Here is a 19890-nt window from a genome sequence, read left to right as displayed (position 1 = left end):
TCCACCCCGGCAGGGCCTACCGGGGCAGCTCCGGGAGGTCCTCCTCGTAGAGCAGGCTCAGGTCGTCCGTGCTGGGGTCCGCCAGTTGGGCGACGCGGCTCGCGTGCCGCTCCACCATCGCCTCGAAGGTCTGGCGCGCGGTGCGGCCGTTGCCGAAGGCCGGGCCCTTGGGGATCGCCGCGAAGTACCGCGTCAGCGCCTCGGGCACGCCCGGTGCCAGCCGGTACTCGTGCTCCTCGGCCTGCTGCTCCACGATCCGCAGCAGCTCCTCGGGCCCGTAGTCGCCGAAGGTGATGACCCGCGAGAAACGGGATGCCACGCCCGGGTTGACGGACAGGAACCGTTCCATCTCCGCCGTGTAGCCCGCGACGATCACCACGACCGCGTCCCGCTGGTCCTCCATCAGCTTCACCAGCGTGTCGATGGCCTCCTTGCCGAAGTCCCGGCCCGCGTCCTCGGGGGACAGCGCGTACGCCTCGTCGATGAACAGCACGCCGCCGCGCGCCCGCTGGAACGCCTCCTGGGTGCGGATCGCCGTGGAGCCGATGTGCTCGCCGACCAGGTCGACGCGGGACACCTCGACGAGGTGGCCCTTCTCCAGCACGCCGAGGGAGGCGAGGATCTCGCCGTACAGCCGGGCGACCGTCGTCTTGCCGGTGCCGGGGGAGCCGGTGAAGACCAGATGCCGTTTGACCGAAGCGGCCTTCAGCCCCGCCTGCTGCCGGCGCCGGCCCACCTCGATCATGTCGGTCAGGGCCCGGACCTCCCGCTTGACGCTCTCCAGACCGACCAGCGCGTCCAGTTCACCGAGTACGTCCTTCGGCGTCCGCGCGGGCTCCTCGAACCCGGCACCCGCGATCAGCGGCTCCTGCTCGGTGCTGCGCTGCCCTGGAATCGAGCCCAGCAGACCGCCGGGGGAGTGGCCAACCGTCTGCACGGCCGCCTCCCGCACAGGTGGCGGCGCCAGACCGCCGCCGCTCTCGTCGCCGGCGCAGTCCTCGACGAGCGGCCCCGCGCCGGACGACGCGTCCGGGCCGCCGTCCGCGAACTCGAAACCGCCGCGCGCGCACCGCTCCGTACGGCACTTCCGCAGCGTCGTGCGGCAGCCGTCGATCACGTGGAAGCCGTAGCCGGCGCTGCCCGTCACCCGGCAGCCGAGGAAGCTGCCGCGGCCGCCCGCCGACACGTAGACCCCGGCCTCGGACGGGGAGTCGACCGTGCAGCGCTCGATGGTGGGGTCGGCGCCCTTGGTGACGATCACGCCGGTGCGGTTGCCGTCCAGGGTGCAGTTGTTCAGGGTGCCGCCGCTGCCGTGGTCGCGGAACCAGGCGCCCGTCGCCGCGTCCCGGATGCGGCAGTCGTCGAGCTGCGCGGTGGCGCCGTCGCTCACCGACACCGCCGTGTTCCGCACCTGGGACAGATCGCTGTCGACGACGTCCACGCGCGAACCGCGGTCCAGCACGAACAGCGCGTCCGGCACGTCGTGCACCCGGCACGAGTCGAGCACCGCGGTGGCGCCGTCGCTGACCCAGACCGCCGGGTAGTCGCCCGTGCTGTCGAAGATCTCGCACTGGTTGGCGTCCACGCGCGTGCCCGGGTCCCACACCGACAGGCCGTTGCGCCCGAACTGCCGCACGCTGGTGCGGGTCAGGGTGAGCACGGAACGGGAGCGCAGGTCGACCGCGTTCTCCGGGATGTCGTGGATACGGCAGTCGGCGAGCGTGAGCACGGCGTCGGTGTCGAGCGTGACGCCGTCGCCGGTGGTGCGGTGCACATCGCAGTCGGTCAGGTGCGCGGTGGCCCGGCCGGAGACCTGGACGCCGCTGCCCCGCACCTCGTAGATCTCGCACCCCACCGCCTCCAGCGCGGAGTGCTCACCGGTCGCCGTCAGACCCGAACCGGCGGCGTGGTGGATCCGGCAGCGCTCCAGACGGGGGCGTGCGCCGGAGCGCACCGCGACACCCGCCTGGCCGGCCGAGACGACCTCGCACTCCTCGAACACCCCGCCCCCACCGTCCAGGACGGCGATGCCGACGCCCGCCGGATTGTCGACGGTGCAGCGCCGCACCGTGGGCCGGGCACCGCCGCGCACCTCGATGCCGGACGCGGACCGCGTGACCACCCGGACGTCCAGCAGCTCCGGGGTGCCCTCCTCGACGAGCACCGCGGGCGCCGCCGCGTCCTGGCCCTCGACGTGCAGGTCCTGCACGACGGCCGAGGCCCGCACCGTCAGCGGCACCCCGTCGACGGGCGCGATCCGCACCGAGCCCTGGGCCCCCTCGGGTCCGCGCAGGGTCACCGCCCGCTGGACGACGAGGTTCTCCCGGTAGGTCCCGGGGGCGATGGTGAGGACGTCACCGTCGGCCGCGGCCTCCAGGGCGGCGGCGAGCGATGCGTACTCACCCGTGCGGCGCCGCCACCGCGAGGTGCCGGTGTGCGTCACCTGGACCGTGCCCTGTGCCATGGCGTTGCTGTGCCCCCACCTCGTCGTACTGATGGCTCGTTCACCGTCGGGGACGTCCCGGCCGGGGCGGGCCCGCGGCCGTGCCCGCGGGCCCGCACGCGCTCCCGACACCGGCGCGTACCTGTGACTTCCTCACGCGCGGGTCGTCGCCGATTGGTTCGGCCGGTCCACCGTAGCGTGTGCGCGGACGGTGGGTTGACCGGAGGCGGAAGCCGGTCAGCTGCCGGTGCCGGTCCGGCCCCAGTCCGGGCCCGCGCGCTCCCACTCCCGTTCCCAACGGCCGTAGCGGCGGCGGACCATGCGCCACACGACGATCCGCCGGCTCGCCTCGACCAGGACCGCGGTGGCCAGGGCGGCACCGATACCGGCGAGCGCGGCGTGTGTCGTGGCGGTGGAGGAGTCCAGCGGGCGGGCCGCCGCCCGGCCCTGCCCGTCGGTCCACATCCGGAAGCGGTCGCCGCTGTGCGGATCCCGCAGGGCCGTCAGGACGGAACCGCGGCGCTCGGAGCCGTCCGGCGCCTTCCACCGGGCGAGGACGCGGCTGCGCAGGTTCCCGGCCGGGACACCCTCCGGGTCGGTGTTCAGCGGGGAGCGCTTCAGCTCGCGGACGACGAAGGCCGTCACCTGGTGCCGGGACTCGCGCTGGGCCCGGACCGACCGCTGCAGGGCGTCCTGTGCCGCCCCTCCGACGAGCGCGCCGACCAGGGGCGCGACGCAGAGGATCAACAGCAGGCCCGTCAGGGCGACCCAGGCCTCGATCAGGTCGGTCGTGCGGCGCAGCGGATTGCGCCGCCAGCGCCAGAGTCCCCTGATCGCCCGCACCGCCCGGCCCCCTTCCCGCTCCTGCCGCCCCCGGTCGATCCGTCCGCCCACGAGCCGGTCCGGGCGGGCCGGCGCATCCCGCGCCGGCGTCCTCGGCCGTCTCTTCCCGCCCGTGTCTCCGTCTCTTCCCGCCCGTGTCTCATGAAAGCCAACGCGTGTCCCGGTGACCGGGTTCCCGGCCACCGGGACACGGGTGAGTCGCGTCCGTCACGCGATGATCCGCACCGGATCGCCGATCCGGACCGTGCCGGGACCGAGGGGCACGAGATTCTGCCCGAAGACCAGCTTGCCGCCGATACGGCGGTGCCGCCCGAGGCTGTGCAGGGGCTCCCTGCCGCGTCGGGCGGTGTCCTGGTCGGTGGTCGTCACCACACAGCGTCCGCACGGCTTGGCGACGCGGAAGCCGACCTCGCCGACGTCGATGCGCGACCAGCCGTCCTCCGCCCACGCGTCGGTGCCGGTGACCACCAGGTTCGGCCGGAAGCGGCTCATGGGCAGCGGGCCCTCCGCCGCGTACTCCCCGCGTGCGATCAGGGAGTTGAGGGCGTCGAGGGACGCCGTCGTCGTGAGCAGCAGCGGAAAACCGTCGGCGAAGGAGACGGTTTCGCCCGGCAGCGCGTACGCGGGGTCGACGGGCCGGCGGGTGGCGGGATCGTCCAGGTGCACCAGCCGTACGTCCGCCCCGAGATGGGCACTGCACCAGGCGTGCGCGGCGTCCTCCTGCGCCGGGACCGCCTCGACCTTGTCGCCGAAGATCCGCACCGGGATCGTGCCCGCCGCGTGCGGAACCGGGACCGTCAGCGGGCGGCGGCCGGGCGCGGACAGCCGGATGCCGCCGCCGGGCAGGAGCTCGGCGGCGGCCAGGGCGAGGCGCGGCTGCTCGCGCTGCGTGACGACCTTTCCCCCGTCGTCGACCAGCATCCAGCGGCGGTCTCCGGCCAGCCCCCAGGGTTCCACGACGGCTTCCCGGGGCGCGAGGCCCCGGAACGCCTTGACCGGATGGACGTGAATCGACTGCAGTCGCGCGCTCCCCATGGAGTCATGGTGCCAGGTGGCACCGACAGCCGGGGGGGACCGCTCAGTAACCCCGGTACTGCTGGTTGTTGTACGGGTCCTGATAGGGCGCCGGGGCGGGCCGCGGCGCCGTTGGGCGCATCGCCTCGTATCCCGCGGGGCCGGCCACGGCCGGACGGGGCTGCTGCGGCTGCTGGGGACCGGGGTATCCGCGTGGGGCGCTCGCCTGCTGCGGGATGTACGCGGCGGGCGCCTGCTGCAGCGGGGCGGGCTGCTGCATCTGCATCTGCTGGGGGTAGCCGTAGGAGGGCTGGGAAGGGGCCGCCGGGAGGGCGGGCAGGGCCGACGGGAGCGCCGGCAGGTGGCTGCCCGGCGCGTCGTACTCGGCCGGGACCCGGATCGGGGCGATCTGCGGGGTACCGCGCTCGGCGACGAGCGAGTCGTAGATCGGGGTGTCCGGGAAGGAGGCGGAGTAGTAGCCGCCGCCATAAGTGGAGCGGGGGGAGGTCATGGCCATAAGTTAAGCCCACGATGTGCTGGTTGGGGAGACCGATAAGAGGGTTGTTTTCCATGCTCGCGGTGACCTGAGATCCCCAATCAGAGTGAAATCGGTGAAATAGGGCGGCGCGAGGCCCGTTTTTGGTGTATAGGCCAAGTTCCGTGCGGGTTACCGGCGGTCGCCGGCGCTCTGCGCGCACCCCCCATGAGCGGCCCGCGCAGGGGGCATAGGTTGGGCGCGGAGAACGGAAGACTTGACGAACCGCCGGGGCCCGGCCCGGCGCGGCGACACGTGATGGGGGCGGACATGTCAATGTCGAAGGGCTCGAACACCCCGGTGCCGACCACGGCGCTGCGGGTCGAACTGGGCTGGCGATCCGGCCCCGGCGTGCCCGACGCGGACGCCTCGGCGCTGCTCCTGGTGGCGGGGAAGGTCCGTTCCGACGCGGACTTCGTCTTCTACAACCAGCCGGCACACTCCTCCGGCGCGGTCCGGCACGAGGGCAAGCGGGACACCGACGGCAAGGTGACCGACAGCCTGCTGGTCGACCTCGCGCGCGTGGAACCCGCCGTCGAGACGGTGATCGTCGCCGCCTCCTCGGACGGCGGGTCCTTCGGCCGGGTACCCGACCTGTACATCGAGGTGCGGGACGCGGCGCAGGGCACCGTCGTCGCCCGCTTCGACAACCCCGGCGCCACGGTCGAGACGGCGTTCGTGCTCGGCGAGTTCTACCGCCGCCAGGGCGCCTGGAAGTTCCGCGCCGTCGGCCAGGGCTACGACAGCGGCCTCGAGGGCCTGGCCACCGACTACGGCATCACGGTGGACGAACCGCAACAGGCCCCGGCGCCCCCCACCCCTCCGCCCCCGGCCACTGTGCCGCCCCCGCCCCCCGCTGCTCCGGCCACCACCGTGCCGCCCCCGCCCATGACGCGGCCCGCGGGCACCCCGCCGCCCCCGGCGACGGCACCTTCCCCCGAGCCGGTCCGCCTGACCAAGGTCACGCTCACCAAGGCCGCGCCCTCCGTCTCCCTCACCAAACAGGGCGGCACCTCGGGCGCCATGCGCGTGAACCTCAACTGGCAGGTGCGCAAGCAGTTCTCCGGCTGGGCCCGCAAGCTGGGCCGCCCGGTCGCGATGCACGACGACCTCGACCTCGACCTGTGCTGCCTGTACGAACTCAGCGACGGCAGCAAGGGCGTCGTCCAGGCCCTCGGCAACGCCTTCGGCTCCCTGCACCAGCCGCCGTTCATCCACCTCGACGGCGACGACCGCACCGGCGCCGTGGCGTCCGGCGAGAACCTCACCATCAGCCTCGACCACCAGAAGCACTTCCGGCGCATCCTCGTCTTCGTCACCATCTACGAGGGCGCGCGCTCCTTCGCCGACCTGCACGCCACGGTCACCCTCCAGCCGCAGTACGGCGCCCCGGTCGACTTCTCGCTCGACGAGTGCACGGTCCCCTCGACGGTGTGCGCCCTCGCGCTGATCACCAACACCGGCGACGACCTCGTCGTCCAGCGCGAGGCCCGTTACCTGGTGCCCGAACGCGGAGTGAGCCCCCAGCGGACGGTCGACCACGCCTACGGGTGGGGCATGAACTGGACCCCCGGCCGCAAGTGAACCCTCCCGGCGCGGGCGCTCAGCCCTCGTCGGGCACGGCGTCCGGACGGGCGTAGGTGCGGCCCTTCCAGGCCGCACCCCGCCCCCGGTGGTGCTGCACCGCGGAGTCGACCGTCATCAGGAGGTACAGGAACGCGGTGAACGGCAGCAGCGGGGCGAGCCACAGCGGCTGCCGGTAGTACCGCAGCATCGGCACGTACGTCCCCGCCATCACCAGCCACGCCGCGGCCCCGCACACCGCCGTCGCCGTACCGCCGGCCACCGCGCCCGCGACCGCCGCCGCCGGCGGCACCAGGTACACCAGCGCCAGGCCGGCGACCGTGCCGGCGAGCAGCAGCGGACTGTGCCGCAGCTGCGCGTAGGCGCTGCGCGAGACCATCCGCCACAGGTCGTGCAGGCGCGGGTAGGGGCGCACGCTGTCCACGCCGTCGGCCAGCCCCAGCCACACCCGGCCGCCGCTGCCCTTGACCGCCCGGGCGAGGGCCACGTCGTCGATGACCGCGTGCCGGATGGCGTCCGGGATCCGCGCCCGCCCGGCGGCGTCGGCGCGCAGCAGCACGCAGCCGCCCGCGGCGGCCGCCGTCCGGGTCGCCCTCTTCCCGGCGCGCTCCTTGCCGATCCGCCGGAACGGGTACAGCTGCGCGAAGAAGTAGACGAAGGCCGGCACCACGAGCCGCTCCCACGCGCTCTCGACCCGCAGCCGGGCCATCTGCGAGACGACGTCGAAACCGCCGGTACGGGCCGCGGCCACCAGTTGCCGCAGGCTGTCCGGCGCGTGGGCGATGTCGGCGTCCGTCAGCAGCAGGTACTCGGGGTCACGCGCGCGTGCCAGGGCGATGCCGTGCCGCACCGCCCAGAGCTTGCCCGTCCAGCCGGCCGGCGGCTCCCCGGGCGAGGCCACGGTGAGCGGCAGGCCACCCTGGCACCGGGCCAGGCCGCGTGCCAGGCCGCCGGTGCCGTCGGTGCTGCCGTCGTCGATCAGGAACACCTCCGCCCGCCCCGGATAGTCCTGGGCGAGCAGCGACGGCAGGCTCGCCGGCAGGACCGCCGCCTCGTCGCGCGCCGGCACGACGACGCACACGGGCGGCCACACCTCCGGTTCCGTGCGCTCGGGCAGTCTGACGTCCGTACGCCAGAAGAAACCCTGGGCGAGCAGCAGCCACAGCCAGGCGGCGAGGGACAGGGCGGATACGACGGTCACGACGGAGGTCCACACATCGGCGCTCACGTGCGCAGTCTGCCCCACGACGCGGCGCGCGAAGGCCCATCGTCTATCGTGGCCTGGTGAAGATCGCGCTCATGGACTCCGGAATCGGTCTGCTGGCGGCCACCGCTGCGGTACGGCGCCTGCGACCGGACGCCGATCTCATCCTCTCCCTGGACCCCGACGGCATGCCCTGGGGCCCGCGGACCCCCGAGGACCTCACCGGCCGGGCCCTGGCCGTCGCCGAGGCCGCCGCCGCGCACCGGCCGGAAGCCCTGATCGTCGGCTGCAACACCGCCAGCGTGCACGCGCTGTCCACCCTGCGGGCCCGCTTCGAACCCGGCCTGCCGGTCATCGGCACCGTCCCGGCGATCAAGCCCGCCGCGGCCGGCGGCGGCCCCGTGGCGATCTGGGCGACGCCCGCCACCACCGGCAGCCCCTACCAGCGCGGGCTCATCGAGGAGTTCGCGGCCGGCACGCCCGTCACCGAGGTGCCGTGCCACGGCCTCGCCGAGGCCGTCGAGCAGGCGGACGAGACGGCGATCACCGCCGCCGTGGCCGCCGCCGCCGCACTGACGCCCGAGGACGTGACGACCGTCGTCCTGGGCTGCACCCACTACGAACTGGTCGCCGAACGCATCCGCGCCGCCGTGCAGCGCCCCGGCTCCCCGTGCCTCGTGCTGCACGGCTCGGCCGGTGCGGTCGCCGCACAGGCACTGCGCCGGATCGGCGCCCGGCCCGACCCCGGGGCCCCGGCCGCGGGCACCCTCACCGTGCTGCTGAGCGGACGCGAGGGCGCCCTGCCCGAGGCCGCGACGGCCTACGAGGAAGGCCGGCTGCTGCGCACGGTCACGCCGGCCCGCTGACCGGCGGGCCGCACGCCCGCTCGGCCCAGTCACCCTGCGCGACGAGGTACCCGCGCAACGAAACATGAGTAACCTCATAGCCATGAGGCATCGCCCCGGCGAGAGCACCCCCGCACCGGACGTCTGGACCGGACGTGCCACCAACCGCGTCCAGTGGTTCCTGGCGCTCATCGGTGTCGCCTGCATGGCTCTCGGCATCGCGCTGGCCGTCGACTCGGCCTGGGAATCCGGCATCGCCCCGCTGGCCATGGCCGTCGTCGGCTGCATCGCGGCCGGCCTGCTCGTCCTCTTCGGCACGCTGGCGTTCGTGCACGTCGCGCTGAGAGTCGACGAGGAGTGCCTCGAAGTGCGCTGCGGTCACATCGGCGTGCCCCGTCGGCGCATCCCTCTCTCACATGTCGCCGGAGCCGAGTTCGCCCCGCACGTCACTCCGCGCCACTGGGGCGGCTGGGGCTACCGCTGGCGGCCGGAGAAGGGCACCGCCGTCGTCGTACGGCGCGGTGAGGGCGTGGTCCTGCGACTGTGGGACGGCCACACCTTCACCATCACCGTGGACGACGCGGAAGCGGCCGTTCAGGTGATCAAGGACCGCCTCCGCCCGAAGGCCCCGGGCCCCGCGCACTGAGGCCGCCGCGCCGCGTCCTGGAGCTGCTCCGCGGGCGACGTGCTCGCGGTCTCGCCGGCCGCCGCCCACCGGCCCGGCCATCCCCTCGAACCATGCTGTCGGCGGCGAAGTCACGCGCCGTACACTCCGGTGGGTGACCGTCACCGCAACCACCGTCGGCGAGCCGGACCGGCTGACGCCGCAGGCCGCACCCGCCTTGCGCCTCGCCGCGCGGCTCACGCGTCCGATCCCGGCCGCCGCAGCCGCGCTCTCCGGAGTGCTGCTCTACGTCAGCTTCCCGCCGCGCACCCTGTGGTGGCTGGCCCTGCCCGCCTTCGCCGTCTTCGGCGCGGTGCTGCGCGGCCGGGGCTGGAAGGCGGGCCTCGGCCTCGGCTACCTGTTCGGTCTCGGCTTCCTGCTGCCCCTGCTGGTGTGGACCGGTGTGGAGGTCGGACCCGGCCCCTGGCTCGCCCTGGCCGTGATCGAGGCGGTCTTCGTCGCGCTGGTGGGGGCCGGTGTCGCCGCGGTGTCGCGGCTGCCGGCCTGGCCGGTGTGGGCGGCGGCCGTGTGGATCGCCGGAGAGGCTGCACGCGCGCGCGTCCCCTTCCACGGCTTCCCCTGGGGCAAGATCGCGTTCGGACAGGCGGACGGCGTGTTCCTGCCGCTCGCCGCGGTCGGTGGCACACCCGTGCTCGGCTTCGCGGTCGTCCTGTGCGGCTTCGGCCTCTGCGAGGTCGTCCGCCTGGCCGTCGGGGCACGCCGCACCGGTACGGTACGGCGGGGCGCGGCGGCGGCGGCCCTGCTCGGCGTGGCCGTACCCGTCGTGGGCGCCGTGGCCGCCCGGCCGCTGGTCACCGACAAGGCGGAGGAGGGCACCGCGACCGTCGCCGTCATCCAGGGCAACGTGCCCCGCGCCGGCCTCGACTTCAACGCCCAGCGCCGTGCCGTGCTCGACCACCACGCGCGCGAGACGCAGCGCCTGGCCGCCGAGGTCGAGGCGGGCAGGACCGACCGCCCCGACTTCGTGCTCTGGCCGGAGAACTCCTCCGACATCGACCCGTTCGCCAACGCCGACGCGCGCTACATCATCGACCGGGCCGCCAAGGCGATCGGCGTTCCGATCTCGGTCGGCGGCGTCGTCGAACGCGACGGCAAGCTGCTCAACGAGCAGATCCTGTGGGACCCGGACAAGGGCCCCGTCGACACGTACGACAAACGGCAGATCCAGCCCTTCGGCGAGTACCTGCCGCTGCGCTCGTTGATCGGCGCGATCAACGACGACTGGACCTCCATGGTCAGCCGGGACTTCAGCCGCGGCACCGAGCCCGGCGTCTTCACCATGGCCGGCGCGAAGGTCGGCCTCGTCACCTGCTACGAGGCCGCTTTCGACTGGGCCGTGCGCTCCGAGGTCACCGACGGCGCCCAGATGATCTCCGTGCCCAGCAACAACGCGACCTTCGACCGCAGCGAGATGACCTACCAGCAGCTCGCCATGTCCCGCATCCGCGCCGTCGAGCACAGCCGGACCGTCACCGTGCCGGTGACCAGCGGCGTCAGCGCCATCATCATGCCGGACGGCCGGATCACCCGGAAGACCGGCATGTTCGTGGCGGACTCCCTGGTCCAGGAGGTGCCACTGCGCTCCTCCGAGACCCCCGCCACCCGGTGGGGCGTGTGGCCGGAGATCGCCCTCGTGCTCGTCGCGGCCGGCGGGCTCGGGTGGGCCGTCGGCGCCGGTGTGCGCGGGCGGCGCGCCCGTGGCGTGTGACCGTCCGCCCGGTCCGCACCCCAGGAAGCCGCCCAGAGCGGCCCGCCCGGCCCGTTAGGGTCGGCCGCATGGCTACTCCCGACTTCATCCGCGATCTGCGCGCCTCTGCCGGACACCAGCTGCTGTGGCTCCCCGGAGTCACCTCCGTCGTTCTCGACGAGGAGGGGAGGGTGCTGCTGGGCCGACGGGCCGACAACCGGCGCTGGTCGCTGATCGGCGGCATCCCCGAGCCCGGGGAGCAGCCCGCGGCCTGCGCGGTGCGCGAGGTGGAGGAGGAGACCGCCGTCCAGTGCGTCGTCGAACGGCTGGTCCTCGTCCAGGCGCTCGCCCCGGTCACCTACGAGAACGGCGACGTCTGCCAGTTCATGGACATCACCTTCCGCTGCCGGGCCGTCGGCGGCGAGGCCCGGGTCAACGACGACGAGTCGCTGGACGTCGGCTGGTTCACGGTGGACGCTCTGCCGGACCTCGGAGAGTTCGGACAGTTCCGGATCAAGCAGGCACTGGCCGACACACCTACATGGTTCGACTCCACTGGTTCTGTCTGAACTATGGGGCGAGCCCACATGGGGAGGGGGGTGGGTCCTGCCTAGGGTCAGTACATGACCTCGCCCAGTGGCCCCCCGGCCCCCCACGCCACCCCGCTCGACCTCGGCGGCCGCACCGCCCTCGTCACCGGCGCCGCCGGCGGCATCGGCCGCGCCTGCGCGCTCCGACTCGCCGCCGCCGGGGCCAAGGTCAGAGCGGTCGACCGGGACGCCGCGGGGCTGGACGCGCTCATTGGGCCGGCCACAGGCCTCGCCGGCACGATCGAACCGCACGTCCTGGACCTGACCGATCTGGACGCCGCCGAGCACGCGGCCGCCGGCACCGACGTCCTCGTCAACAACGCCGGGCTGCAGATGGTGCGACCCCTGGAGGAGTTCCCGCCGGACGTCTTCCACACGGTGCTCACCGTCATGCTGGAGGCGCCCTTCCGTCTGATCCGCGGCGCCCTGCCCCACATGTACGGGCAGGGCTGGGGACGCATCGTGAACATCTCCTCCGTGCACGGGCTGCGCGCCTCCGCCTACAAGGCGGCCTATGTGTCCGCCAAGCACGGACTCGAGGGCCTGTCCAAGACCGCCGCACTGGAGGGGGCCGCCCACGGCGTCACCTCCAACTGCGTGAATCCCTCCTACGTACGCACCCCGCTCGTGGAGAAGCAGATCGCCGACCAGGCCCGGGCGCACGGCATCCCCGAGGAGCAGGTGCTGTCCGACGTACTGCTGAGGGACAGCGCGGTGCGGCGGCTCATCGAGCCGGAGGAGGTCGCCGAGGCCGTGGCGTACCTGTGCGGTCCGCAGGCGTCCTTCGTCACCGGTACCTCGCTCGTCCTGGACGGCGGCTGGACCGCCCACTGAGCGGGGTGACCCGCGGGGCGATGCGTGTGCCGCTCAGGACGGTGCCCCCGGTGGCCCGGGTTTTCCACAGGGCTGCCGGGACGACCGTGCGATGGGGAATCCTGTGACCATGTCCCGCGATCACGCCCAGTCCGCCGAGCGTCCCGTCCACGACGCCGAAGCGCCCGGCCACCGTGCGGCGCCCGCCGGTGCCGAGACGCCCTTCCTGGAGCTGCTGGCCCGGGGAGCCTCCGCCGACGCCTACGAGCAGCCGGTGCTGCTCGCCCGCGCGGAGGGCGGACCGGCCGAGCGGATCGCCTCGCTGGAGCGGGCCAAGCTCCTCGCGCTGCGCGTACGCTCCGAGCTGGAGGGCAGGCGCCGCCGCGAGGCCGAACTGTCGGCGCTGTTCGAGACGGCCCACGACCTCGCGGGGCTGCGCGACCTGGACGCCGTACTGCGCGCGATCGTGCAGCGGGCCCGCTCGCTGCTCGGCACGGACGTGGCCTACCTCAGCCTCAACGACCCGGCCCGCGGCGACACCTACATGCGCGTCACGGAGGGCTCGGTCGCGGCCCGCTTCCAGCAGCTGAGGCTCGGCATGGGGGAGGGGCTCGGCGGCCTCGTCGCCCAGACCGCCCGGCCCTACGTCACCGAGGACTACTTCAAGGACGCCCGCTTCCAGCACACCCGCACCATCGACACGGGCGTACGGGACGAGGGGCTGGTCGCGATCCTGGGCGTCCCCCTGATGCTCGGGCACCACGTCATCGGCGTGCTGTTCGCGGCGGACCGGCGCGCCCGCGTCTTCGAACGGGAGCAGATCGCCCTGCTCGGTTCCTTCGCGGCCCTCGCGGCGGCGGCCATCGACACCGCGAACCTGCTCGCGGAGACCCGCACGGCCCTCGCCGAGCTGGAGCGGGCCAACGAGATCATCAAGGACCGCAGCGCCGTCATCGAACGCGCCTCCGACGTCCACGACCGGCTCGCCGAACTGGTCCTGCGCGGCGGCGGCGTCCACGACGTGGCCGCCGCGGTCTCCCAGGTCCTGGCCGGCACCGTCGAGTTCGCCGAGGCCGCCACGGCACCCGCCCGGGCCCTGGAGACGTCCCGCGCCGAAGGGCACGCGGTGCGGCACGGCGACGACTGGATCGCCGCCGTCGCCGCCGGCGGCGAACTGCTCGGCGCCCTCGTCCTGCGCGGCCACCCCGGACTCGACCCCGTGGACCAGCTCACCCTGGAGCGGGCCGCGATGGTCACCTCCCTGCTGCTCCTCGCCCGGCGCTCCGCCGCCGAGGCCGAACAGCGGGTGCGCGGCGAGCTGCTGGACGACCTGCTCGACGCCCACGACCGCGACCCGCGCCTGCTGCGCGAACGCGCCCGGCGGCTGCACGCCGACCTCGACGCCACGCACGTCGTCCTCGCCGCCCGCCTCGACGCCACCGCACCCGACGCCGACCAGGAGGCGGACGCCCGCCGGCGCCTGTGGGCCGCGGCCTCCCACCTCGCCGCGACCCGGCACGGCCTGGCCGCCGCCCGCGACGGCGGCACCGTCCTGCTGCTGCCCCTCGCCGCCCGCGACGGCGCCACGGAACTGGCTCGCCGTACCGCGCGCGACCTGGGCACCGCCGTCCACGAGGCCGTCACCGTCGGCGCCTCCGCACCCGTCGAGGACCTCGCCGCCCGCCCCGAGACCGTGGCCACCGCCTACACCGAGGCCAGACGCTGCCTGGACGCCCTGCGGCTGCTGAACCGCTCCGGGGACGGCGCCGCCGCCGAGGACTTCGGGTTCCTGGGGCTGCTCCTGGCCGGCGACCGGGACATCGCGGGCTTCGTCGACCGCACCATCGGCCAGGTCGTGGCCTACGACGAGCGGCGCGGCACCGAACTGCTGCGCACCCTCGACGCGTACTTCGCCTGCGGCATGAGCCCCGCGCGCACCAAGGACGAACTCCACGTCCACGTGAACACGGTCGCGCAGCGCCTGGAGCGCGTCGCCCGCCTCCTCGGCGACGACTGGCAGAGCCCCGCCCGCGCCCTGGAGATACAACTGGCCCTGAGACTGCACCGGCTGTCGGCCCCGGCACAGCGCTGACCCCCGCACGCGGGGGGCGTGCGGGGGGCCGTCGGCGCGGCCGTCAGACGGTACGCGCACCGGTGGGCCGGGAGTCGGCGGGCTCCCCGGCACCCTCCCGCGCGGGCGCCACGTCGGCGAGATCCCGGTGGCGGGTCTCCTTGGCCACGCCCACGGCGACCAGCGTGAGCAGGGCCGCGGCGATGACGTAGAGGGCGATCGGCGTCGAGCTGTCGTACTCGGACAGCAGCGCCGTGGCGATCAGCGGCGCGGGGGCGCCCGCCGCGACCGACGCGAACTGGGCGCCGATGGAGGCGCCGGAGTAGCGCATCCGGGTCGCGAACATCTCGGAGAAGAAGGCCGCCTGGGGTGCGTACATCGCGCCGTGCAGCACCAGGCCCACGGTCACCGCGAGGAGGAGGCTGCCGAAGTGCCCGGAGTCGATGAGCATGAAGAACGGGAACATCCACAGCCCGACCCCGGCCGCCCCCAGCAGATACACGGGGCGGCGGCCGATCCGGTCCGACAGCGCGCCCCACGCCGGGATGACCGCGAAGTGCACGGCCGAGGCGATCAGCACCGCGTTGAGCGCGGTCTGCTTGGAGACGTCGGCCGCGGTGGTGGCGTAGACGAGGATGAAGGCCGTGATGACGTAGTAGCTGATGTTCTCCGCCATCCGCGCGCCCATCGCGATCAGCACGTCGCGCCAGTGGTGCCGCAGCACGGCGACCAGCGGAAGCGGATCGGCGTCCGCCTTGCGTGCCTCCGCCTGCGCCAACGCCTGCTTGAAGACGGGGGATTCGTCGACGGACAGACGGATCCACAGACCGACCATGACCAGGACGCCGGAGAGCAGAAACGGTATCCGCCAGCCCCAGCCGGTGAACGCGGCGTCCGACAGCACCGCCGTCAGCAGCGACAGCACACCGGTCGCCAGCAACTGCCCGGCCGGTGCCCCGGTCTGCGGCCACGAGGCCCAGAACCCGCGGCGCCGGGCGTCCCCGTGCTCGGACACCAGCAGTACGGCACCGCCCCACTCGCCGCCGAGCGCGAACCCCTGGACGAGCCGCAGCACGGTCAGCAGCACGGGAGCGGCCGTGCCGACGGTCGCGTGCGTCGGCAGCAGCCCGATCGCGAAGGTGGCCCCGCCCATCATCAGCAGGCTCAGCACCAGCAGCTTCTTGCGCCCGAGCCGGTCACCGTAGTGTCCGAAGACCAAAGCGCCGAGCGGACGGGCGGCGAACCCGACGGCATAGGTCAGGAACGACAGCAGGGTGCCGACCAGCGGGTCGGAGTCCGGGAAGAACAGCTTGTTGAAGACGAGGGCGGCGGCGGAACCGTAGAGGAAGAAGTCGTACCACTCGATGGTGGTGCCGATGAGGCTGGCGGCGACGATGCGCTTGAGGTTGCCGGGCGTCGGGGGAGCGGATGCTGCGGAGGCCATGTGCGCCACTTCCTCGTGTGCGGTGGGGACGGTACGTGTCGGCACACCGTAGAAACACGCAGGTCAGGCGCACATGTGGCGGGGCACCATAGTTCGGGTGCTGAGTATGCGCGCGGCCACCATGCCGGCTCAGGGAAGGGTGGTTCAGGGGGCCTGGGAAGGCCGGAACGGGCGATGCCCGGGAAGTGTGGTTCGGGGTGATCTGACGGCGCGGTGCCGACTCCCGTGCTGGTTCGGTGCTGACTGAAAGTCCACGTCATCACCTGTCTTCACCCGTCTCTCGCTGACTTGGTGCTGACTGCGCCGCGTTTGACTCGGGCATATGGTGTGCTGCTCGGACGGGGCTTGTTCCCTGGTTACCGTCGCGGGTTTCAGCGGGATGCCTCGAGGAGGAGCGACACGTTCTCCGCCTCCTCTCCGACGCGCGGTCGTGCCGTGCTCGCTTCCCCGGCCTCGAGGCCCTCGAGTACCGCATGTATTGCGCCAAGTAGAGGAGTTGCTGAAGCGTGAGTGTTTCCATGATCTGGTGACGCGGCGATACAGTCCGGCAGGACCGGGGCCGGCGACCAGGGGAGGGACCGACGTGTTGGAGGTCGTGGCGCTCAGTGCGCTGACCACGTTCCTGCTGGGGGTGGGGAACGGGGCCGCCGGGGAGGTCGGGAAGAACCTCACCCTGTCGGCGGGGGCTCTGGTGAGGCGGACCCTCGGGCGGGAGACCTCGCTGCCGGCCAGTGCGGAGGACCGCCGGGCGCTGGCAGGCCGGGTGCACGCACGGCTGGGCCGCGACCCGCAGCGGGCCGGTGAGTGGGCCTTGCTCATGGAGAGCGTTCCTGACGAGGCAGTGGAACCGTCCCGAGGTGCCATGCCCCCGGCGCCGTGGGCGTTCACGAATCAGGAGAAAACGCTCAGGCGACTGTTGCGGGAGGCCGACCGGCCCTGGGAGGGCCGGCCCCGGGTCGTCCTGTTGTCGGGTCCCGCGGGCAGCGGCTCCACCTCGGTGGCGCTTCGGCTGGGGGCAGAGGGCCGCGACCGGTTCCCCGACGGGCAGTACTACGTCGATCTGCGTGACACGTCCGGGGAGACCGGACTGGAACCGGCGGGTGTTCTGCTGCGGCTGTTGCGGGAGATGGACGTCGACCCCGATCGGATACCGGCCACCGAGTCGGGTCGTGAGCGGCTCTACCGGAAGCTCACCGCAGGACGGAAGGCGCTCGTGGTGATCGACCACACGTCCTCGCTGGCGCAGGTCCGCGGCCTCGTGCCGTCGACGCCCGGTGTCCTGCTGGTGGTGGTCGTCTCCGGGCCCCCTCTGCTGCTGGAGGCCGAGCGCGTTGCCGTACCGCCGCTGACCGACCGGCACGCCAAGCAGCTCGTCCGGAAGGTGGCCGGGCCGGAACACGCCGCACGGGTCAAGGCGCACCTGCCCGGTGTGCTCGACCGTTGTCGGGGCAACGCGTTCGCTCTCCACGCGGAAGCGCGGCTGCTGACCCGGGACGAGCCCGAGCCCGAGTCGGTGCGTGGGGCCCGGGGATGGCCGGACCATCCGGTCCGTACCGCCGCGCACCTCGCTTCGCTCCGGCTCGGCCCGGAGGCGGTACGCCTGTGCCGGCTCACCGCGCTCGGCGGCTGGCCGTCCATCAGTGCCACGATCGCGGCGGCCGCCGCCGATGTCCAGGAGTTGGCAGCCGCTCGGCTGCTCGACGAGGCGGTGGACGTCGGACTCCTGGATCCCCTTCCCGACCTGCGGTACCGCTTCCGGCCCGAGGTCAGGAGGCAGCTGGCCGAGACCGCCACTGTCGAGTACGGCCTCGGAGTATGCGCGGACGCAGTGGACCGGGTGCTCGAAGCGCTGCTCAAGCTGGTGCTGCCCGCGTCCCGCGCGGCCCTGTCGGAGAGCTGGCGGACCGAGCTGCCGGCGGGGTACGAGGTCGGGCCCGGTGCCGTGTCGGACGGCATCGCGGTACTGGCGGCCGAGGTGACCAACGTGGCCCGGGCGGTCGTCGTGGCCGAGGAGTATCAGCGGACCGCCACCGCCCTGTGGCTGGCCCGCTCCCTGTGGCCGCTGCAGCTCAAGGCGGGGTACTGGGACGAGGTCCTTCCGGCGCTTCGGGACGCGGCGAGGTGTGCCGAGGAGCGCCGTGCGGACGAACGGATGGCAGCGGCGCTCCACTTCCAGTTGGCCCACTGCCTGGGGGAGATGGGGCGGTGGGAACAGGCCGACCGAGCCGCCCGGGCGGCCGTCATGTACGAGCGGGCGGCCGGCCATCTGCGGGGCGAGGCGTCGGCCGTGGAACTGCTGGGCCTGCTGAGCCTGAACCGCTGGTCGTACGAGGAAGCATACGAAAGATTCGTCGAGGCCGAGTCCGTCTACCGGAGGATCGAGCCCGGTCAGGAAGGCACGGCTGACCTCCCGAGGGCCCTCGCGCTGGCCGGGCGCCATCAGGGCCGCGCCCTGCGCGGCATGGGCAGGCTGGAAGAGTCCCGCCGTCGCCTGGAGAGCGCCGTGGACTTCTTCGCGGGACGCACCGGAGCACCACCAGAGCCATACAACCAGGCTCGCGCCCTCACGGATCTGGCGGAGACCCTGCACGACGGCGGTGACGACACGGCGGCACTGGCCAGGATCGCCGAAGCCGAGGCACTGCTGCCCTCCTCCGCCATCCCGCACCGCGCCTACCTCGCTGGTCTGCGGCGGCGTTGTGAGGCGGGCGCCATCCGGTGAGTCAGCCGTCCGGATCGACGCGGAAGGGATGCACACGGCCGGTCGCGTGCATCCGGAGCACGACCCCCTGCGCGGGGACCGTTCCGCCGTACGCCAGCCAGGCGTGCAGGACGGAGGCGTACGCGGCCGGGTCCGCATCCGCCCCGGCGCCGGTGTCGGCGGACAGCCGAAACAGGCCGTGCCGCCCTCGGCTGCGTACGACGCAGGTGTGCGGGCCCGTCACATACACCGCCGTCGAGCAGTGGGGGTGCAGGCGCAGCACTTCGTCGGTCCACGAACCGGGGCCGCCCAACCGGGGATCGTCCGCCTGTCCGTCGCGCGTTATCACGTCGGCTACATCGAGGTCACCGGGATGCCGGGTCTCCTCATGCACGGCGAGGTGGGCGTCGCCGGCGGCACCTGGGGGATGTCCGGCGGACCGTTCGATCGTGATGTCCGTTCCCCTCACACGGGTCCGTACATGCAGCGGGGCCGTTATCCTCCCCGGGCCGTACGGAGGGAGTGGGAGCGGCTCCAGGGACGCGGGGTCCGGAGGCTCGGGAAGGTCCATCAGGGTGTAGAAGTGCCGACGAAGCAGCTCGGCCGACCGACCCGGTTCCGAGCTGACGAACCCGGCGGGAGCAGGGTCCGGACGGAGCGTGCTGATCGCCCACTCCACTTGAGGCAGCAGCGGAGCGTACGGATCGAGCCGGGGCGCGTACCGGACGAACTCCGCGAGCGGTGCCTCGGTGTCGAGTACGCCCGCCCCGTCGGCGGCCAGCAGTACGGGGGTGCCCAGGGCGGCGGCGTAGTAGGACACCGCGCCGAAGTCTCCGAGAACGAGGTCGGCGGCGAGCAGGGCCTGCCGCCACGCGTGGACGGGATCGATCAGCGTCAGCCCGTTGCGCCGGGCGCGGTCCAGCCACGCCCGGACCTGACCGGGACCGTGCCCGTACCAGATGTTCGGGTGGAGGATGGCGGCCAAGCGGTAGTCGTCGCCGGGTAGTTCGGTGGCGAGCCGGGGGAGGAGACCGGGCAGGATGTCCTGTTCGCCGCCGTTGCCGAAGAACCCCTCATGGTTCCAGGTGGAGTTCAGGACGACGAGCCGCTGACCGCGGCGGACCCCCAGCGCACGCCGGAACCTGTTCCGGTACGGACGTGCCGCGAGCATACGGTCGAAGCAAGGGTCCCCGGCGAGTACGGCCGAAGGCACCGCCTCCGCACAGACCCGGGCCAGACGCTCCAACTGCTCGGGGTGGGAGAGGACGAGCCCATCGACGAAGCGCCGCCCGTCGGACAACAGCCACTCCGGCGACAGTCCGAACGTCGGCTCCCGGCTCCCGGCTCCCGGCTCCCGGCTCCCGGCTCCCGGCTCCCGGCTCCCGGCTCCCGGCTCCCGGCTCCCGGCTCCCGGCTCCCGGCTCCCGGCTC

15 protein-coding genes are annotated in these 19890 nt (G+C 73.4%); 8 read left to right on the top strand and 7 right to left on the bottom strand.

The features are described from left to right. Positions 1 to 16: 16 nt before the first annotated feature. From ACIRFH_RS09170 to ACIRFH_RS09155, 4 genes are all read right to left on the bottom strand, one after another. A complete protein-coding gene (locus tag ACIRFH_RS09170) occupies positions 17 to 2464 on the bottom strand; it encodes a right-handed parallel beta-helix repeat-containing protein (RefSeq protein WP_403518404.1) in 2448 nt (815 codons plus the stop codon). A gap of 216 nt (positions 2465 to 2680) precedes the next feature. Then, positions 2681 to 3286 carry a hypothetical protein gene (locus ACIRFH_RS09165; RefSeq protein ID WP_403518699.1) on the bottom strand — a complete coding sequence of 202 codons (606 nt, stop codon included), beginning with the start codon at positions 3284 to 3286 and terminating at the stop codon, positions 2681 to 2683. A gap of 207 nt (positions 3287 to 3493) precedes the next feature. Beyond that, complete coding sequence (locus ACIRFH_RS09160) at positions 3494 to 4321, bottom strand: MOSC domain-containing protein (protein ID WP_403518402.1); 828 nt, start codon at positions 4319 to 4321, stop codon at positions 3494 to 3496. A gap of 43 nt (positions 4322 to 4364) precedes the next feature. Beyond that, on the bottom strand, positions 4365 to 4811 hold the full coding sequence (locus ACIRFH_RS09155; RefSeq protein ID WP_403518400.1) for a DUF6643 family protein: 447 nt from the start codon (positions 4809 to 4811) through the stop codon (positions 4365 to 4367). Positions 4812 to 5111: 300 nt separating this feature from the next. Between ACIRFH_RS09155 and ACIRFH_RS09150 the strand changes: the two genes are divergently transcribed. Then, complete coding sequence (locus ACIRFH_RS09150) at positions 5112 to 6419, top strand: TerD family protein (protein WP_403518697.1); 1308 nt, start codon at positions 5112 to 5114, stop codon at positions 6417 to 6419. 19 nt (positions 6420 to 6438) lie between these two features. Here the strand turns inward: ACIRFH_RS09150 and ACIRFH_RS09145 are convergent, their stop codons facing one another. Continuing rightward, entirely contained in the window at positions 6439 to 7665 is a 1227-nt protein-coding gene (locus ACIRFH_RS09145; protein ID WP_403518399.1) for a glycosyltransferase, read from the bottom strand. A 38-nt stretch (positions 7666 to 7703) separates the two neighbouring features. Between ACIRFH_RS09145 and ACIRFH_RS09140 the strand changes: the two genes are divergently transcribed. The 6 genes from ACIRFH_RS09140 to ACIRFH_RS09115 all read left to right on the top strand — a co-directional run bounded on the left by ACIRFH_RS09140 (position 7704) and on the right by ACIRFH_RS09115 (position 14335). Continuing rightward, entirely contained in the window at positions 7704 to 8489 is a 786-nt protein-coding gene (locus tag ACIRFH_RS09140; RefSeq protein WP_403518397.1) for a glutamate racemase, read from the top strand. Between the two features lie 82 nt (positions 8490 to 8571). Further along, positions 8572 to 9114: a hypothetical protein gene (locus ACIRFH_RS09135; protein WP_403518395.1), complete on the top strand. Its 543-nt coding sequence runs from the start codon at positions 8572 to 8574 to the stop codon at positions 9112 to 9114. Positions 9115 to 9247: 133 nt separating this feature from the next. Then, on the top strand, positions 9248 to 10861 hold the full coding sequence (gene lnt, locus ACIRFH_RS09130) for an apolipoprotein N-acyltransferase (protein ID WP_403518393.1): 1614 nt from the start codon (positions 9248 to 9250) through the stop codon (positions 10859 to 10861). A gap of 68 nt (positions 10862 to 10929) precedes the next feature. Next, on the top strand, positions 10930 to 11409 hold the full coding sequence (locus ACIRFH_RS09125; RefSeq protein WP_403518391.1) for an NUDIX hydrolase: 480 nt from the start codon (positions 10930 to 10932) through the stop codon (positions 11407 to 11409). A gap of 54 nt (positions 11410 to 11463) precedes the next feature. Next, the gene (locus tag ACIRFH_RS09120; protein ID WP_403518389.1) at positions 11464 to 12264 is read left to right on the top strand and encodes a 3-hydroxybutyrate dehydrogenase; all 801 of its coding nucleotides are present in this window, start codon (positions 11464 to 11466) and stop codon (positions 12262 to 12264) included. Positions 12265 to 12373: 109 nt separating this feature from the next. Further along, positions 12374 to 14335 (top strand): helix-turn-helix domain-containing protein, encoded by a 1962-nt coding sequence (locus ACIRFH_RS09115; RefSeq protein ID WP_403518388.1) that lies wholly within the window; start codon positions 12374 to 12376, stop codon positions 14333 to 14335. A 43-nt stretch (positions 14336 to 14378) separates the two neighbouring features. Here ACIRFH_RS09115 and ACIRFH_RS09110 read toward each other — a convergent pair whose 3' ends face one another. After that, positions 14379 to 15758 carry an MFS transporter gene (locus ACIRFH_RS09110; RefSeq protein ID WP_403518386.1) on the bottom strand — a complete coding sequence of 460 codons (1380 nt, stop codon included), beginning with the start codon at positions 15756 to 15758 and terminating at the stop codon, positions 14379 to 14381. Between the two features lie 583 nt (positions 15759 to 16341). On the opposite strand from ACIRFH_RS09110, the gene ACIRFH_RS09105 reads away from it, so the two are divergent. Continuing rightward, positions 16342 to 18480 carry an ATP-binding protein gene (locus ACIRFH_RS09105; protein ID WP_403518384.1) on the top strand — a complete coding sequence of 713 codons (2139 nt, stop codon included), beginning with the start codon at positions 16342 to 16344 and terminating at the stop codon, positions 18478 to 18480. A gap of 1 nt (position 18481) precedes the next feature. Here the strand turns inward: ACIRFH_RS09105 and ACIRFH_RS09100 are convergent. Further along, positions 18482 to 19890 (bottom strand): hypothetical protein (locus ACIRFH_RS09100; RefSeq protein WP_403518382.1); only part of this gene is annotated, 1409 nt, incomplete at its 5' end.

Source organism: Streptomyces sp. NPDC093586 (genome assembly GCF_044764905.1).
Taxonomy (GTDB): Bacteria; Actinomycetota; Actinomycetes; order Streptomycetales; family Streptomycetaceae; genus Streptomyces.
This window is presented reverse-complemented; position numbering and strand designations above follow the sequence as displayed.